This is a genomic window from Gordonia liuliyuniae (genome assembly GCF_021739025.1).
GTDB classification, from domain to species: domain Bacteria; phylum Actinomycetota; class Actinomycetes; order Mycobacteriales; family Mycobacteriaceae; genus Gordonia; species Gordonia liuliyuniae.
In genome coordinates this window covers 856,859-872,238 of sequence record NZ_JAKKOT010000003.1, presented here as the reverse complement: position 1 = coordinate 872,238, position 15,380 = coordinate 856,859, and the positions used below count along the sequence as shown (strand labels likewise).

Here is a 15,380-nt window from a genome sequence, read left to right as displayed (position 1 = left end):
GCCATGCGACTCAGGGAACGAACGCGCGGACGAACTCGGTGTCCGACGACGCCGCGTGCACGACGACGTCCGGATCGGAGTCGGCGATCCACACCGCATCGCACGCGGACGCGGTCACGTGGTGCCCGTCCGCCGCGGACACCGTGATCCGGCCGGAGAGCACCGCGATGATCTGCGGTCCGGACACGCCGAAACTGATCGACGACGGCTGGTGCAGCCCGGTCCCATCCAAGTGCACACGCGAGAGCCGGAACTCCGGTGCGGGCGTCAGATAGACGAGTTCGGACCCGACTGTCGTGCTCTCCGGGGTCAACTCATCGAGGCTCACCGGGGTGAAGTCCAGGACGCGGAGCAGTTCGGGGACGTCGATGTGCTTGGGGGTCAACCCGCCGCGCAGCACATTGTCCGAGTTCGCCATGAGCTCGACAGCCGTGCCGTGAAGATATGCGTGCAGGTTGCCTGCCGCCAGGTACAGCGCTTCGCCCGGCCGCAGGTGAATGCGGTTCAGGAGCAGGGACGCGAGCACGCCCGGATCGCCCGGATACGCTTCGCCGAGTTCGAGGAGCGAGCGCAGCTCCAGCCGGAACCGGTCCTCGCCGCGTTCCAGCGCGCGCACCGCACCGGCGAGCGTGTCCGGCACCAGCGTGCCGATCACCGAGTCCGGCAGCGTGAGCCAGGTCGTGAACACCGCGCGCAGTCCCGTGTCGTCCGGCTGGCCGGCGAGCAGACCGAGGTACGGATCCAACGCGGGCACCTGCAGGCTGCGGAGCAACTCGACAGTCCGGTGCGGGTCACGGAAGCCGGCGAGCACGTCGAAGTCGGTGAGTGCCACGACCAGTTCCGGTTTGTGCCAGCCGTCGCGGTAGTTGCGTTCGGGCGCGTCGAAACGCAGGCCTGACGCGTTCTCCCGGGCGAATCCTTCGGCTGCCTGCTCGGCGCTCGGATGCGCCTGCAGCGAGAGTGGTTCTTGCGCGGCGAGGATCTTCAACAGATACGGCAGGCGCGGGCCGAACTGATCGATCACTGCCGCCCCGAGTGCACTGGCCGGATCGTCTTCGATCACCGAGAGCAGATCGCTGCCGGACTCGAGGGTCGCGGGCGACGCCGGGTGCGCGCCGAACCACAGCTCGGCTTCCGGGTGGGCCGACGGGCTCGGCGCGCCACGCATCTGTGCCAGTGCCGTGCGCGAACCCCAGGCATACGGCCGGATGACTCCGGCAAGCAGCTTCATCGCGCGGCGGCTCCCGTCAACTCCAGGTAGGCGGCCGCGAAGTCGGCGCGGACCGCCATCGCGAGATACGCCCCGAGGTCGGACGGCGCGTCGCCGAACTCGACGGAGCCCCGATCGGCGACCGGGCTCGCGGGGCCCTCCGGTGCACTCGCCTGCTCGGTCACGATGTCGACGTCCCCGAACGACGCGGTGCGCTGTTGCACACCCCAGCTCCGGCTCGCGGTCGTCAGCATCATGACGCGGGGCCGCTCGACGGGCGTCCCGCCGCCGAACCCAGAGTCGCCGAAGTCTGGGCCGCCGAAGTCAGAGTCGTCGAAGTCTGGGCCGTCGAAGTCTGGGTCGTAGAAGAGTGAATCGGTCGCCGACCCGGAGTACGCCGGAACGCGCAGACGTGCGAGGATGTCCGCTTCGTCTCCGGCGGCCGACATGATGCCCGCGACGGCGAACAGGGTGGCCGCGACGTGTTCGGCGAGGGCCGTCGCCGTCGGGGTGTCGCCCGCCCACGCGACGGATCGTCCATCTGCCCGCATCGCCAACAGCTTGGCCTGGTTGTGGAAGCTCTCGTTGCCCGGACGGTAGGCGGTCGCTTCGGCGTCGAGGAGATCGGCGACGTCCGCGAGCGCAGGCGGCGTCGGATGCATCCGCGCCGCGCTGAGCTGCGTGCACACGGCGACAAGCACAGCGACGAGACGGACGAATCCGAAGCGTGCGTCCGCCGGTAGCCGTGGCGACATGTCGGCGATCGACGCCGCGGCGACGGCGTCGGCGAACGGGCCTTCGACGGGGACCGCCGCGACGAACTCCGCGCGACGGCGCAGCGCCCGGAGCGCTGCATCGGCGTAGCTGCGGTCGCCCGGGTCGTCGCCCGCCGCGACCACCACGTCGAGCGGACCGATCCATCCGGGCAGGGTCGGCGCGACGACGAGCGGGGCGTCGACCCGCGCCGCCAGCAGTGCGACGACGAACTCCGCAGCCCGCCGCGCGGACGCCGACGCACCGGTCACCACGACGATCGCGCGCGGCCGCAGGTCGGTGAGCGGGTCGAGGACGCCTTCCGAGACCGCGTGTGCGACGGCGCGGACGTGCGCGCCGGACGTGGCAGCTGACCGCAACAGACCATCGCGGTCAGCGGCGATGAGACCGTCGACGTCGTCGAGGTCGCGGAAGTGGGCAGACATGTGTTCCAGCCTAGGGCATGGCCTCGGCGTAGCGAGGCGTCCGAATGGACTCAGTCGACCGGGTCGGGCAGGACCCGCAGGTGCCCGCGCCGACCGGGTCGCGGAGTCACCGGGGCGGCCGATGCGGAAGCGCCGGACCGTTCAGTTGCGCGATGTCGTCCGCGCTGCGACTCGTCGAAGTCGGAGTGCGTCCGGAACGACGGCCGGGTGACCGGCGCGGCCGACCCGACTTCCCGGACCGCTTCGGCGAGCGCCGTCAAGTCCTGGTCCTCGGTGGTCTGCGTGAATCCGCTTCCGCTGCGCAGCATCTCCCAACCGCGCGGAACGGTGATGCGGTCGGCGTGTTCGGCGCACAGATCCCACGAGTGCGGCTCCTCGGCACCAGCGAGGGGGCCGATGACCGCTGTCGACTCCGCATAGACGAAGGTCAGCGTGGCCACGGCCAGCTTGGAGCAGCCTGGGCGGCAGCACTGACGGGGAGAACTCACACCCACACCTTAACGTGTCGTGTCGGTCCGGCCGCGTTCGACACACGTCCTAGACTGGCGTTCATGGCGTTTCGTCTCGCTCCCCTGCACTCAGGCCACCTTCTGCTGACTCCGGCGACGCGTCGTGCCCGGGACAAGCGCGGACGCGGCCTGCGCGGGCCGATCCTCGCTCCGGGCATTCCCGCGCGACGCACCAGATCGGATGCGTTCGACCGCGCTGCGGTCGACGCGTTCGCCGAACTCGACGCGCGCTGGCATGACCGGCTGACCGGTTTGGACGTTGCGGTCGACGACATCCCCGGGACCCTGCCGCGCGGTGCGGACCCCTCCGAATGGGAGACGGTCGCCTGGCCCGAAGAGGTCACTGCGGACGGACCCGTCCCGTTGGCACGACTGATCCCGGCGGCCGTCGACGCGCAAGGACGACCGACGCGCGCGCAGATCGTCCTGTTCCGACGCCCACTCGAGTTGCGGGCGCTCGACGACGACCTCCACGAGTTGCTACGGGAGGTCCTCATTCAGCAGGTCGCCACATACCTCGGCGTCGACGAGGACACCGTCGAAGACGGTCCGGAAGAATAGACCCCTCAGATGATGCCGCGCTTGAGGCGGCGACGTTCGCGCTCGGACATCCCACCCCAGATGCCGAATCGCTCGTCGTTGTGCAATGCGTACTCAAGGCAGTCTGCCTTGACCTCGCACCCCTGGCAGATCCGTTTCGCTTCACGCGTCGATCCACCCTTTTCGGGGAAGAACGCTTCGGGATCGGTCTGCGCGCAGAGCGCCCGATCCTGCCATTCGTCTTCCACCGCGTCGAACAGTGCTTCGAAATCGCTCGGAACAGCCGTGAGGTGCCCAAAACCCGACCCCGTAATTCGACTGGTCGGCTCAGCACCTTCGCCGTGATCAATAGTCATAGTCGGCGCCCTCCCTGCTTCGCTCCACCCTTAATGACACTGATGTGATTACACACGGTGACAATGGTGCGGGTCAAGCCGAACGCCAAGATTCATTCATAACATCGGGGACCGGCAAAACCGTTCGTGCGCGAGTTTGCCGACGCCCGTCGGCGTGTCGGCGGGCGCTGGTTAGAGTGGATCCCTGTGAATGTGACCGTACTCGTCGGAGGCGTCGGCGGCGCCCGTTTCCTGCAGGGCGCACGCGAGCTGTTCGGTGTCACCGAGTTCCCTGCCACCTCCCCGTCGGCGGACTCGGTGACCGCGATCGTCAACGTCGGCGACGACGCGTGGATGCACGGCGTCCGCATCTGTCCCGACCTCGACACCTGCATGTACACGCTCGGCGGCGGCATCGACCCGGAACGCGGGTGGGGCCACCGGAACGAGACGTGGAACGCCAAGGAGGAGCTCGCGGCGTACGGCGCCGATCCGGACTGGTTCGGGCTCGGCGACCGTGATCTCGCGACCCACCTGATCCGCACCCAGATGCTCGACGCGGGGTTCACCCTCGCCGACATCACCGCCGCGCTGTGCAAGCGCTGGCAGCCCGGCGTCCGACTGCTGCCGGTGACCGACGACCGACACGAGACGCACGTGGTCGTCGACAATCCGGGCGGCGAGCCCGGCGAGAAGGTCGCCATCCACTTCCAGGAGTGGTGGGTCCGGCATCGCGCGAAGATCCCGACACACGGATTCGCCCAGGTCGGCAGCGACGCCGCCACGCCCGCTCCCGGAGTGCTCGACGCCATCGCCGACGCCGACGTCGTCCTCCTCGCGCCGTCGAACCCGGTGGTGTCCATCGGCGCGATCACCAGTGTCCCCGGCATCCGCGCGGCGCTGCGCGCCACCTCCGCACCGGTCGTCGGCGTCAGCCCCGTGATCGACAACAAGCCGTTGCGCGGTATGGCGGACGAATGTCTGTCGGTGATCGGCGTCGAGACGTCCGCCGAAGCGATCGCCGCCCATTTCGGTGCGCGGTCGGGGAACGGGCTCCTCGACGGCTGGCTGATCGCCGACGGCGACCACGCCGAGGTCGACGGCATCGAGATCGGGTCGGCTCCGCTCCTGATGACCGATCCGGCGACGACCGCCGACATGATCCGCGCGGCCCTCGCGCTGGTGGGGGTGCACGCGCCGTGAGCGAGCCCAGCACTCACGACCCCAGCACTCATGACCACCGGGCACTCGACGGACTCCGCATCCTGCCCGTGACCGGGCTCGGCGAGTTCGAACCCGACGGCGATGTCGCCGCCGCGATCACGACGGCCGCGCCGTGGCTCGTCGACGGTGACGTGCTGGTCGTGACGAGCAAGATCTTCTCGAAGACCGAAGGGCGGATGGTCGACGCCCCGACTGATCCGGACGAGCGGGACGCGTTCCGCCGCCGACTGATCGACGACGAGACCGTCCGCGTCGTCGCCAAACGCAACCGGACGTTGATCACCGCGAATCGCAACGGGCTGGTGCAGGCCGCGGCGGGCGTCGACGGCTCCAACGTCCGCACCGATCAGATCGCGCTGCTGCCCGTCGACCCGGACGCGAGCGCCATCCGGCTGCGCGCCGCGCTCGCCGCGCGCGGGCTCGACGTGGCCGTGATCGTCACCGACACGATGGGGCGCGCCTGGCGCACCGGGCAGACCGATGTGGCGATCGGGGCCGCAGGCGTCGCCGTCAGCCATGCGTACGACGGCGTCGACGACGCGTACGGCAACACATTGATCGTCACCGACATCGCGGTCGCCGACGAGATCGCGGCTGCGGCAGATCTGGTCAAGGGCAAGCTCGACGGGGTCCCGGTCGCAGTGGTGCGCGGATGGCGTCCCGTCGACGACGGGTCGTCGGCCCGCGATCTGGTCCGCGACCTCGACGACGACATGTTCCGGCTCGGCGTCGAAGAGGCGATCGGCCAGGGCCGCCGGGAGGCGGTCCTGACACGCCGTTCAGTGCGAGCGTTCGCCGACGAGACGGTGCCCGAGGACGTCATGAACGCGGCGTTCGCCGACGCGCTCACCGCGCCCGCCCCGCATCACACACACCCGATCCGCTTCCTCTGGTTGCGTGACGCGCAACGCCGACGGGCGCTGCTCGATGCGATGGGCGATGCGTGGCGCACCGACCTCGACCGCGACGAGAAGAGCGACGAGTCGATAGCCAAGCGCGTCGCACGCGGCCAGATTTTGTACGACGCACCGGAACTGGTGATTCCGGTGATGACCGGCGACGGCATGCACACCTATTCCGACGCCCGCCGCAACGCGTGCGAGACCACGATGTTCACCGTCGCCGGAGGCGCCGCCGTCTCCGGGCTGCTGGTCGGGCTGTCGGTCCGCGGTGTCGGCAGCTGCTGGGTCGGTTCGACGATCTTCGCGGCGTCCACTGTTCGCGACGTGCTCGACTTGCCCGAGCAGTGGCAGCCGTTGGGTGCGGTCGCGATCGGCTATCCCGCCGCGGAGCCCGGCCTGCGTGCGCCCGCCGCGACCGACGGGCTGGTCATCGAACTGTGAACATCACCGACGCGACCCGCGCCGTCCTCGACGGCTGGCACGCACCCGATTCCGGACAGGACGCGCTGCGGCACACCATGTTGGCGTTCATCGACGCGGTGGACGACCCGTGCATGCGAGCATGCGTCCCCGGACACGTCACGGGCTCGGTCATCGTCTTCGACGCGACCCTGCGCCACGTCCTGCTCACGCTGCATCCGCGCGTGGGGAAATGGATCCAGCTCGGTGGACACTGCGAGCCGGGCGACGCCAGCGTCGCCGCGACAGCGCTGCGCGAGGGTCTCGAGGAGTCGGGCCTCGCTTCGCTGCGAGTGTCCGACGGCCCGGTGCATCTGCACACGCATCCGATCACGTGCTCGCTCGGCGTCCCGACGCGGCACCTGGACATCCAATACGCGGCGGTCGCCGACCCCACCGCGGACGGGTCGCTCCCCGACATCGTCCGCAGCGACGAGTCCGTCGACCTCGCCTGGTGGCCGGTGGACGACCTGCCCGCCGACATCGACGCCGACACGATCCCGGTACTCGTCGAGCGGGGCTCCGCCGCGCTTGCCGGATTGCCGGATTCGCCAGCGCGGTGACTAGCGCTTAATCCACTAGCGCTTAATCCACCAGCGCGCTCTTACCGACGCAGACCACGCCGCCCGCACTGACCTGGAAGCGCTCGCCGTCGTGGGCGAGGTCGACGCCGAGCTGCCCGTCATCGGCGACGGTCACATTCTTGTCGAGGATCGCGTTGCGCACGACCGCGTTCTTTCCGATCCGAACCCCGGGCATGAGGACGCTGCCCTGCACGACGGAACCTTCGCCGACGACGACGTCGTTCGACAGGACCGAGTTGTGGACGGTGCCACCGGAGACGATGCAGCCTGCACCCACCATCGAGTCGTTCGCGGCACCGCCCCGCAGGAACTTGGCAGGCGGCAGGTGGCTCGTCGCGCCGCGGATCGGCCAGCGCTGGTTGTACAGGTTGAACACGGGATTCTCCGAGATGAGATCCATGTGCGCTTCGTAGAACGAGTCGATGGTCCCGACGTCCCGCCAGTATCCCTTGTCGCGGGGCGTCTCACCGGGGATCGTGTTCTCGTCGAAGTCGTAGACGTACGCTTGTGCGGCCCGCACGAACGCCGGAATGATGTCGCCGCCCATGTCGTGGTCCGAGTCGGGGTCGGCGGCATCGCGTTTGAGCGCCTCGACGAGCTTGTCGGTCGTGAACACGTAGTTGCCCATCGACGCGTACGTGACATCCGGGTCGTTCGGGGTGCCGGGCGGATCGCTCGGCTTCTCGACGAACGCCGTGATCTTGTTGTCGTCGGCGGAGTCGATGCAGCCGAACGCGATCGCCTCCTTGCGCGGTACGCGGATGCCTGCCACGGTGACGGCGGCGCCCGACTCGATGTGCGCCTGCACCATCTGAGACGGATCCATCCGGTACACGTGGTCGGCGCCGAAGACGACGATGTAGTCGGGTTTCTCGTCGTCGATCAGATTCATCGACTGGAATATCGCGTCGGCGCTGCCGGTGTACCAGCGCGGACCGAGTCGCTGCTGCGCCGGAACGGGCGTGATGTACTCCCCGTGGAAACCCGAGACCCACCAGTTCTGGGAGATGTGCCGGTCGAGCGAATGCGACTTGTACTGGGTCAACACGCACAGACGTTCGTACCCGCCGTTGACCAGGTTCGACAGCACGAAGTCGATGAGCCGGTACGAGCCGCCGAACGGCACCGCAGGCTTAGCGCGGTCCATCGTCAACGGATACAGGCGTTTACCCTCTCCGCCGGCGAGGACGATTCCGAGCACGTGCGGTTGTGATCTCACCGTTCAAACATATCGGCACTGGAGCGAAGCGACCACCCGACCGTCCCGAACTGCTACCGACAGTGCGGTGTTCACCGTCGACGCGCGAGGGTGACCGTCACGTCGAGAGCCGCGGTCGCGGCGCCGCCCGAAGCGAGGTCGGCCGCTGCCGCCAGCAGTTCGTCGGCCGTCCGGTGAAATCCCGCGGGGCCCATGCCTGCGATATCGGCGAGCTGATCCGGCAGGAGGTCGAGCGATGCGACCACGCGCTCGGTGGCGGTGACATCGAAGTCCGAACGCAGGTCGGCTTCGAGGCGATCGGCCTTACCGTCGCCGACACGCAGCATCCCCATGGGTTCGACGATCTCCGCGAGATGCCCGGGGTTCGGAGTGATGATCACCCAGTGGCCGCCCGGCATGAGGATGCGGGTCGTCTCGGCGACGTTGCGCGGCGCGAACACCGACAGGACCGTCGACGCGGCGCCGGTCAGGATCGGGATCGACGCCCAGAGATCGGCGACGACGGACACGGCGCGCGGATGTGCGCGCGCAGCGGTGCGCGCGCACGATTTCGACAGGTCGACGCTGACGCCGACCGCGCCGTCACGTCGAGCGTCGAGCACGGCGGCCAGATAGGCGCCGGTGCCTCCGGCCGCGTCGACGATGACCTCGGTCGACTCGTCGCGACCCGGCCGTGTGGCCGCTGCCGCGACAGCGTTCTGGATCGGCGTGTACAACCCGCTGGCGAACACCCGGGCGCGGGCCGCGACCATGTCGGCTGTGTCGGACCGGTGTGCGGTCCCCTTCCCGCCGAGCAGGGACACGTAGCCCTGTCGTGCGAGGTCGAAGCGATGGCCTGCCGGGCAACCGAGGACGCGCCCCGATTCTTCGAGGGCCCTCTGACAGACGGGGCAGGCCAGGTGTGCGGCTGCGAACAGCTCCGGCCGCACCGTCAGGCGGTGACCTCGCGGAGAGCCTCGCCGAGCGCACCGGCCTCTTCGTCGTTCAGTTCGACGACGAGTCGTCCGCCGCCGTCGATCGGGATGCGAACGACGATCCCGCGACCTTCCTTGACCGCTTCCATCGGTCCGTCGCCCATTCGTGGCTTCATCGCCGCCATGCCCGTGCTCCCTCCAACGCTTCAATGACTGGGTCCATGATACGTGCAGCGTATCCGCGGCGCGTCGTCAGCACCGGCCGAACTTACTCAATCGTCAGTCTCGTGCACCCGAACGGTCGGCATGGCACCGGTGTCGGCGACGTCGCGACCCGACAGATCGTGGACCACATCGCGGAGTTCGTCGATCTCGCGCGCCAACTTCTCCAGCGCCCAATCGACCTCGACGGCACGGTAGCCGCGGAAGCTCTGCGCGAAGACGAGACCGCGGACGTCGTCGCCGCCGATCCCCGCGCGAGGCAGTCGAGTGAGGGTGGTTCCGGATTCGATCGGCGGCAGATCCTCGCCGCGTCCGAACACGAACCACACCAGTGCGAAGATCAGGGCGACCAGTACGGCCACGCCGATCACGTACAGTCCGATGATCGCCACCCCTCCAGCCTAGTGCCTCGTATCGGTCTAACGCCGCCGACCGCCTGACGCCGCCGCGTTCAGGACTCGCGGATCGAGGTCGGCGACCGGCGGCCGCTCGTCACGCATCAGCTCGGTGGTACGGGGCGCGAATCCACCGGTGTCGTCGGGCAGGAACTGGGTGAGGCCGACACCGGAGTCGTCGATCCCGCAGCGGTCGAGGAGCGTCGCGACGATCTGCCTGCTCATGACTGCGAGGTCGCGGAGCGGACGGTTCCGGTGCTGCCGGACGCCGAGATTGACCTGGCCGATCCCGGTGAGCCCGTAACGGTCGTAAGTGTCGACGAGCAGTCCGATCTCGACGCCGTAGCCGGGTGCGAACCGCACCGACGTCAGGAGTTCGCGGGTGCCCGCGTATTCGCCGCCGAGCGGCTGCAGCACCTCGCCCAGCTCAGGTTTGAGCGCGGTGAGCAGCGGGCGGGCGAGGAGTTCGGTGACCCGGCCGCCGCCGGAGGCCTCGTGGGTGGCCCCGGTCGTCAACGGCCGCCGGTAGTAGCCCTTGACCAGGTGGATGCTCGGCTCGGCGAGGAGCGGTCCGAGCATCTTCGGGACGAACATCGGGTCCGGGTCGATGAGGTCGGCGTCGACGAACGCGACGAGGTCGCCAGTCGTCGCGGCCAGTGACCGCCACAGCGCCTCGCCTTTGCCCGGCTGCGGCGCGATCCCGGGGATCGCCTCCTCCCGGGTGACCACGCGCGCTCCGGCGGCGTGTGCCCGTTCGGCCGTCCGGTCAGTGCACCCGGAGTCGATGACGACGAGTTCGTCGACGAGAGAGCCGAGCAGGGGTGCGATCGAGGCGATCACCTGCGCGACCGTGTCCTCCTCGTTCAATGCCGGCAGCACCACCGAGACGGTCCGACCGGATTTCGCGGCGACGAGTTCGTCGACACTCCACTCCGGGTGGTCCCACGTGTGGGTGTGGGACCAGCGCGCCTCCCCCTCGCCGCGTTCGGTCCAGACAGCGTTCATGCGAGCCCTCGCACGGTGCGCGCCGGCGGTCGGGTGCCCGCGATCGACGCGACCATGTCGACGACGCGACGCGTGTCGGCGACTTCGTGCACTCGGAACACGCGGGCGCCGCGCGACGCCGCGAGCGCGGTGGCCGCGAGTGTTCCGGCCACCCGCTCGGTGAGTCCGACGCCGAGCGTCTCGCCGATGAAGTCCTTGTTCGACAGTGCCATCAGGACCGGCCACCCCGTGTCGACGAGTCGGTCGAGGTCGCGCAGCAGCGCGAGTCCGTGGTGGGTGTTCTTACCGAAGTCGTGCGTCGGGTCGATGAGGATTCCGTCGTCACGGACTCCAGCCGCTCTGGCCCGCATCGCAGCCGACGTGACCTCCTCGATGACCTCGGCGACGATGTCGTCGTAGGCGACCCGGTGCGGTCTGGTCCGCACGCGAGCGCCGCCGGTGTGCGAACACACGATGCCTGCGCCTGCCTGTGCGGCGACGCCGACGAGACCCGGATCGACCCCGGCCCACGTGTCGTTGATGATGTTCGCTCCGGCGTCGCACGCGGCCGACGCGACTTCGCTGCGCCAGGTGTCGACGCTGATCAGCAGGTCAGGGTGCCTCGATCGGATCCACGCGATGAGCGGAACCACCCGCTGTGCTTCGGCGGCGGCGTCGACGTTCTCCCCCGGTCCAGCCTTCACTCCGCCGACGTCGACGATGTCCGCGCCGTCGGCGACGACCGCGTCGACGCGAGCCTTCGCCGCGTCGTCGGAGAAGGTGGCTCCACGGTCGTAGAACGAGTCGGGGGTCCGGTTGACGATCGCCATGACGAGGGCTCGATCGGTGGCGACAGGCCGACCGGCAAGGGTCGACCGGGCCGGTCCGGCCGTCGGGTCAAGGCTCACGGATTCACCCTACGGGGGCGCGTGTCTCCGCTCAGCGCGGGGCCTTGGCGGCCGCGACGTCGGCCGGGTACTCGGCGTAGAACGGCACATACCCGTCCTGACGCCCCTTGAGCACCCACACCTCGTCGTCGCCCACGTCGGTGTAGGCCTCCTCGCGCAGTTCCACTTTGCGGTTCTTGAACGTCGAGGTGACCTCGAATTCGGGAACGAATCGAATGAACAGCGGTACCGCGTAGGCGGGCAGGTCGGCGTACATGCGGTCTGCCAGACGCTTCGGGTCCGGGTCTGCCTCGCCGGAACGAGTGACCGCGACCATACCCGCGCGGCCGTCGCAGCCGGGGACCTCGACGCCGTAGGCGACGGCGCCGCCGATCGCGTCGTCGCCGGTCACCGCGCCCTCCACCTCGGTGGTCGCGACGTTCTCCCCCTTCCAGCGGAAGGTGTCGCCGAGCCGGTCGACGAACGCGATGTGCAGGAAGCCGAGCTCGCGGACCAGATCGCCAGAGTTGAAATAGGAGTCGCCGGACTTGAACGCGTCGCGGATGATCTTCTTCTCGGTCTCGGCCGGATCGGTGTAGCCGTCGAGCGGGATCCGGTTGGTGATCTCGGAGATCAGCAGGCCGGGGACGCCCTTCTTGACCGGCGTCACCCGGCCGTTCGCGTCGCGTTTGGGCGTGCCGTCGCCGTTGTACTCGACCACCTTGTACGGGAGCGGGCAGAACCCGACGGTCTTCTTGACGCCGAACACGTTGACGAACGCGAGGTTCGATTCGCTCGCCGCGTAGAACTCGACGATGCGGTTGATGCCGAAGCGTTCGGAGAACTCGTCCCAGATCTCCGGGCGCAGGCCGTTGCCGACGATCACGCGGACCGAGTGCTGGCGGTCGACCGCGCGCGGCGGCTGCGCCAGCAGGTATCGGCAGAGCTCGCCGATGTAGGAGAACGCGGTCGCCCGGTTCTCGATGATCTCGTCCCAGAACTTCGACGCCGAGAACTGCTTGCTGAGCGCGATGCAGGCGCCGTTGGCGAGCACGGAGCCGAGGGACACCGAGACCGCGTTGTTGTGGTAGAGCGGCAACGCGACGTACATCGTGTCCGACGGCCGCAACCGCACCGACATCCCGCCGATTCCGCCGCTGTTCGACAGCCAGCGGTTGTGGCTCATGACGCTGGCCTTCGGCAGGCCGGTGGTGCCGGAGGTGAAGATGTAGAACGCGGGAGTCGACGCCGGGAGGGTCGCGGTGACTGCGGGGTCGGCCGTCGACTTGCCGTCGGCTGCCGCCTCGAGGGCCGCGAAGTCCAGGACGTGCTCGGGGTGCACGCTCGTGCTCATCGAGGCGAATGCCTCGTCGCATTCGGGGTCCCAGACCAGGACTTTGGCGCCGAGCAGGGACATGCTGTGGTCGATGACGTCGCCGCGCTGGTTGTAGTTGATCATGCCGGCGACGGCTCCGAGTTTGAGCGTCGCGAGGATCATCAGCAGATCGGTTGGGTTGTTCTTCGACAGGATCGCGACGATGTCGCCGACGCCGATGCCGCGTTCGGTCAGAACGGCGGCGTACCGGTTAACGATGCGATTGCATTCGCCGTACGACGACGACTCGCCGTGCCACCGGAGGAACGGACGGTCCGGGTGCTCGGCGGCATGCTTGGCGAACACCTGGCCGATCGAGTTCTTCGTCTCACCCTTGCGGAAGACGATGCCGGGCGCGTGTCGCGCCATCGATGGGAGGTCGGGAGCCAGCGTGGCCACCCCCTTGAGGATGTCAGTGATCCCGACTTTCGTTGGCACTGCATTCATGCTTTCTCCACTCTCCGCACCGACATGTGAATGCCGCCACCCTACCGTCGAGTCAGTTGTGTTATCGCGTCGGCCGCCGTGTCGACGACGATGAGCCGGTCAAGCGCGTATCCGGAGACGAATCCGCGGGCCTTCAGTTCGTGCAGCCACTCGAGCAGCGGATCGTAGAAGCCGTCGAGGTTGACGATGACGACCGGCTTGTCGTGCTCGCCGAGGTAGCCGCCGGTCCACGTCTCGAAGAACTCTTCGAGCGTCCCGATGCCGCCGGGGAGCGTGACGAATCCATCGGAGCGCTCCTCCATGATCCGTTTGCGTTCGCGCATGGTGTCGGTGACGATCAGCTCGTCGGCGTCGAGGTCGGCGACTTCTTTTGCCATCAGATGTTCCGGGATGACGCCGATGGTCCGCCCGCCCGCGGTGCGGGTCGCGCGGGCGATGCTGCCCATCATCGAGACGTTGCCGCCGCCGGAGACCAGGGCAAGGCCCGCGCGAGCCAACCCGGTGCCGAGGTCGGCGGCCAGACGCAGGTACTGCTCGTCGACCGCGCCGGACGCACAGTAGACGCAGATCGCGGGCTGGTCCGCGCTCACGAACGGACCGCTTTGTCGCACACGGCTTGAACGGCTTCGGCTGGGGTGTCGACGAGCGTCACGAGGTCGAGGTCGTCGGGGGAGATCTTGCCTTCGTCGGCGAGGGTGGTCGTGATCCAGTCGACGAGCGGCCCCCAGAACTCGCGTCCGACGAGAACGATCGGGAACCGCAGAACCTTGCCGGTCTGGACGAGGGTCAAGGCCTCGGACAGTTCATCGAGCGTGCCGAAACCGCCGGGCAGACAGATGAATGCCTGCGCGTACTTGACGAACATCGTCTTGCGGACGAAGAAGTAGCGGAAGTTCATGCCCAACGTCAGGTACGGGTTCATGTGCTGCTCGAAGGGCAGCTCGATGTTCAGGCCGATCGACGGGGCGCCTGCCTCGTAGGCCCCCTTGTTGGTGGCTTCCATCGCGCCGGGACCGCCACCGGTGATGACGGCGAAGCCGGCCTCGCCGAGCAGCCTGCCCAGTTCGACGGCCCGCTCGTAGCCGGGCGAGCCAGGCTTGTCGCGCGCGGATCCGAACACGGTGACCGCTTCGGCGACGTTCTCGAGGGCGTCGAACCCGGACACGAACTCGGACTGGATGCGCAGCACTCGCCAGGAGTCGCGGACGGTGCGGTGCGCAGCGCGAGTCGGATCGCGCGGATCGACCCACTCGAGCAGGCCGCGGTCGGTCGGCACCTGTTCGGCGTCACCGGGCAGCCTCACCTGCGCCGCTCCGACGTGTCGAACCTGAACGTCCACGTGGGGGATGTCGCCGGGACTGGACTGCGCCTCGCGCGCATCGTCTGCCATGGCGAAAACGGTACCAACACCCGGGAACAGGTCAGCGCACCTCGAACACCGGCATGCCCGGTGCCGCGTCCAGGATCTCCGCGTCGGTCGAATCGGGCGCGAGGCCTTCGTCGAAGGCCGCCACCTGCCACGCCCACCGCGTCAGGTAGGCACGGATGAGTTCCGGTTTGCGGTCGTCGTCGAGTTCGACGAGCGTCACCGCTTCGCTGCGGCGGCCGCGCCGGAGCGTGACCTCTCCCCCGGCTCGGACGTTCCGCACCCACTGGGTCCGACCTCGCGCGGAGACGAGGTATCGCACACCGTCGAGGTCGAGGACGTTGACCGGCGTCGTTCTCAACTCCCCGCTCACCCGACCCGGCACCTGCAGGTCGTAGCAACCGCTCGGCGCGAAACCGATGCGCGCCAGACTCCCCACCAGCTTGTTCAGTGCGAATCCCAGTCGTCCAGTCGGCTCGATGTAGCGATCGGCGGCGGTCGTGTCGTTCATGTCAGTCTCCTTCGAACAGCAAACGTGAACAGTGTTCTCTTCTTTACCGTAAGTCGACCGCCCACAATAATCAAGAACACTGTTCTCTTTTCTGTGGG

At 68.5% G+C, this 15,380-nt stretch carries 18 protein-coding genes; 4 read left to right on the top strand and 14 right to left on the bottom strand.

Features of this window, described 5'->3' with window-relative positions; all coding sequences use genetic code 11:
- Positions 1-10: 10 nt before the first annotated feature.
- Genes manA through L5G28_RS09130 form a run of 3 tightly spaced genes read right to left on the bottom strand, consistent with a single transcriptional unit; the run spans position 11 to position 2,897 of the window.
- Positions 11-1,231, bottom strand: a complete 1,221-nt coding sequence (manA, locus tag L5G28_RS09140) for a mannose-6-phosphate isomerase, class I (protein WP_237001246.1) — start codon at positions 1,229-1,231, stop codon at positions 11-13.
- Positions 1,228-2,409 carry a hypothetical protein gene (locus tag L5G28_RS09135; protein WP_237001245.1) on the bottom strand — a complete coding sequence of 394 codons (1,182 nt, stop codon included), beginning with the start codon at positions 2,407-2,409 and terminating at the stop codon, positions 1,228-1,230. The genes manA and L5G28_RS09135 overlap by 4 nt, the downstream gene beginning before the upstream one ends.
- A gap of 50 nt (positions 2,410-2,459) precedes the next feature.
- On the bottom strand, positions 2,460-2,897 hold the full coding sequence (locus L5G28_RS09130; RefSeq protein ID WP_236999257.1) for a DUF3499 domain-containing protein: 438 nt from the start codon (positions 2,895-2,897) through the stop codon (positions 2,460-2,462).
- 63 nt (positions 2,898-2,960) lie between these two features.
- Here L5G28_RS09130 and L5G28_RS09125 point away from each other — a divergent pair, with 63 nt between their 5' ends.
- The gene (locus L5G28_RS09125) at positions 2,961-3,479 is read left to right on the top strand and encodes a metallopeptidase family protein (RefSeq protein WP_237001244.1); all 519 of its coding nucleotides are present in this window, start codon (positions 2,961-2,963) and stop codon (positions 3,477-3,479) included.
- A gap of 5 nt (positions 3,480-3,484) precedes the next feature.
- Here L5G28_RS09125 and L5G28_RS09120 read toward each other — a convergent pair whose 3' ends face one another.
- Positions 3,485-3,814, bottom strand: a complete 330-nt coding sequence (locus L5G28_RS09120; RefSeq protein ID WP_236999259.1) for a WhiB family transcriptional regulator — start codon at positions 3,812-3,814, stop codon at positions 3,485-3,487.
- A gap of 186 nt (positions 3,815-4,000) precedes the next feature.
- Here L5G28_RS09120 and cofD point away from each other — a divergent pair, with 186 nt between their 5' ends.
- Genes cofD through L5G28_RS09105 form a run of 3 tightly spaced genes read left to right on the top strand, consistent with a single transcriptional unit; the run spans position 4,001 to position 6,941 of the window.
- Positions 4,001-4,996 carry a 2-phospho-L-lactate transferase gene (gene cofD / locus L5G28_RS09115; RefSeq protein WP_237001243.1) on the top strand — a complete coding sequence of 332 codons (996 nt, stop codon included), beginning with the start codon at positions 4,001-4,003 and terminating at the stop codon, positions 4,994-4,996.
- On the top strand, positions 4,993-6,360 hold the full coding sequence (locus tag L5G28_RS09110; RefSeq protein ID WP_237001242.1) for a coenzyme F420-0:L-glutamate ligase: 1,368 nt from the start codon (positions 4,993-4,995) through the stop codon (positions 6,358-6,360). Before cofD ends, L5G28_RS09110 begins: the two co-directional genes overlap by 4 nt.
- Positions 6,357-6,941: an NUDIX hydrolase gene (locus L5G28_RS09105; RefSeq protein ID WP_237001241.1), complete on the top strand. Its 585-nt coding sequence runs from the start codon at positions 6,357-6,359 to the stop codon at positions 6,939-6,941. Before L5G28_RS09110 ends, L5G28_RS09105 begins: the two co-directional genes overlap by 4 nt.
- A gap of 22 nt (positions 6,942-6,963) precedes the next feature.
- On the opposite strand, the gene glgC is transcribed toward L5G28_RS09105, so the two are convergent.
- The 10 genes from glgC to L5G28_RS09055 form a co-directional block, all read right to left on the bottom strand.
- Positions 6,964-8,181: a glucose-1-phosphate adenylyltransferase gene (glgC, locus tag L5G28_RS09100; protein ID WP_237001240.1), complete on the bottom strand. Its 1,218-nt coding sequence runs from the start codon at positions 8,179-8,181 to the stop codon at positions 6,964-6,966.
- A 71-nt stretch (positions 8,182-8,252) separates the two neighbouring features.
- Entirely contained in the window at positions 8,253-9,110 is an 858-nt protein-coding gene (locus L5G28_RS09095) for a putative RNA methyltransferase (protein WP_237001239.1), read from the bottom strand.
- 2 nt (positions 9,111-9,112) lie between these two features.
- A complete protein-coding gene (locus tag L5G28_RS09090) occupies positions 9,113-9,280 on the bottom strand; it encodes a DUF3117 domain-containing protein (RefSeq protein WP_236999265.1) in 168 nt (55 codons plus the stop codon).
- Between the two features lie 87 nt (positions 9,281-9,367).
- Positions 9,368-9,709, bottom strand: coding sequence for a DivIVA domain-containing protein (locus tag L5G28_RS09085; protein ID WP_237001238.1), 342 nt, complete (start codon positions 9,707-9,709; stop codon positions 9,368-9,370).
- A 27-nt stretch (positions 9,710-9,736) separates the two neighbouring features.
- Entirely contained in the window at positions 9,737-10,717 is a 981-nt protein-coding gene (locus tag L5G28_RS09080; protein WP_237001237.1) for a glucosyl-3-phosphoglycerate synthase, read from the bottom strand.
- Positions 10,714-11,526 carry a dihydropteroate synthase gene (gene folP, locus L5G28_RS09075; RefSeq protein ID WP_237001286.1) on the bottom strand — a complete coding sequence of 271 codons (813 nt, stop codon included), beginning with the start codon at positions 11,524-11,526 and terminating at the stop codon, positions 10,714-10,716. Before folP ends, L5G28_RS09080 begins: the two co-directional genes overlap by 4 nt.
- A 109-nt stretch (positions 11,527-11,635) precedes the next feature.
- Positions 11,636-13,405 carry a long-chain-acyl-CoA synthetase gene (locus L5G28_RS09070; protein ID WP_237001236.1) on the bottom strand — a complete coding sequence of 590 codons (1,770 nt, stop codon included), beginning with the start codon at positions 13,403-13,405 and terminating at the stop codon, positions 11,636-11,638.
- A 41-nt stretch (positions 13,406-13,446) separates the two neighbouring features.
- Complete coding sequence (locus L5G28_RS09065) at positions 13,447-13,995, bottom strand: LOG family protein (RefSeq protein WP_236999269.1); 549 nt, start codon at positions 13,993-13,995, stop codon at positions 13,447-13,449.
- Complete coding sequence (locus tag L5G28_RS09060) at positions 13,992-14,795, bottom strand: TIGR00730 family Rossman fold protein (protein ID WP_237001235.1); 804 nt, start codon at positions 14,793-14,795, stop codon at positions 13,992-13,994. The genes L5G28_RS09065 and L5G28_RS09060 overlap by 4 nt, the downstream gene beginning before the upstream one ends.
- A 31-nt stretch (positions 14,796-14,826) precedes the next feature.
- Positions 14,827-15,282 carry a nitroreductase family deazaflavin-dependent oxidoreductase gene (locus tag L5G28_RS09055; RefSeq protein WP_237001234.1) on the bottom strand — a complete coding sequence of 152 codons (456 nt, stop codon included), beginning with the start codon at positions 15,280-15,282 and terminating at the stop codon, positions 14,827-14,829.
- Positions 15,283-15,380 lie beyond the last annotated feature (98 nt).

What these genes read in the sequence shown, in the direction of transcription:
- manA (WP_237001246.1), bottom strand. Translation starts at nt 1,231, where the DNA reads ATGAAGCTGCTTGCCGGAGTCATCCGGCCGTATGCCTGGGGTTCGCGC.
- L5G28_RS09135 (WP_237001245.1), bottom strand. Translation starts at nt 2,409, where the DNA reads ATGTCTGCCCACTTCCGCGACCTCGACGACGTCGACGGTCTCATCGCC.
- L5G28_RS09125 (WP_237001244.1), top strand. Translation starts at nt 2,961, where the DNA reads ATGGCGTTTCGTCTCGCTCCCCTGCACTCAGGCCACCTTCTGCTGACT.
- L5G28_RS09120 (WP_236999259.1), bottom strand. Translation starts at nt 3,814, where the DNA reads ATGACTATTGATCACGGCGAAGGTGCTGAGCCGACCAGTCGAATTACG.
- L5G28_RS09090 (WP_236999265.1), bottom strand. Translation starts at nt 9,280, where the DNA reads ATGGCGGCGATGAAGCCACGAATGGGCGACGGACCGATGGAAGCGGTC.
- L5G28_RS09080 (WP_237001237.1), bottom strand. Translation starts at nt 10,717, where the DNA reads ATGAACGCTGTCTGGACCGAACGCGGCGAGGGGGAGGCGCGCTGGTCC.
- folP (WP_237001286.1), bottom strand. Translation starts at nt 11,526, where the DNA reads ATGGCGATCGTCAACCGGACCCCCGACTCGTTCTACGACCGTGGAGCC.
- L5G28_RS09070 (WP_237001236.1), bottom strand. Translation starts at nt 13,405, where the DNA reads ATGAATGCAGTGCCAACGAAAGTCGGGATCACTGACATCCTCAAGGGG.
- L5G28_RS09060 (WP_237001235.1), bottom strand. Translation starts at nt 14,795, where the DNA reads ATGGCAGACGATGCGCGCGAGGCGCAGTCCAGTCCCGGCGACATCCCC.
- L5G28_RS09055 (WP_237001234.1), bottom strand. Translation starts at nt 15,282, where the DNA reads ATGAACGACACGACCGCCGCCGATCGCTACATCGAGCCGACTGGACGA.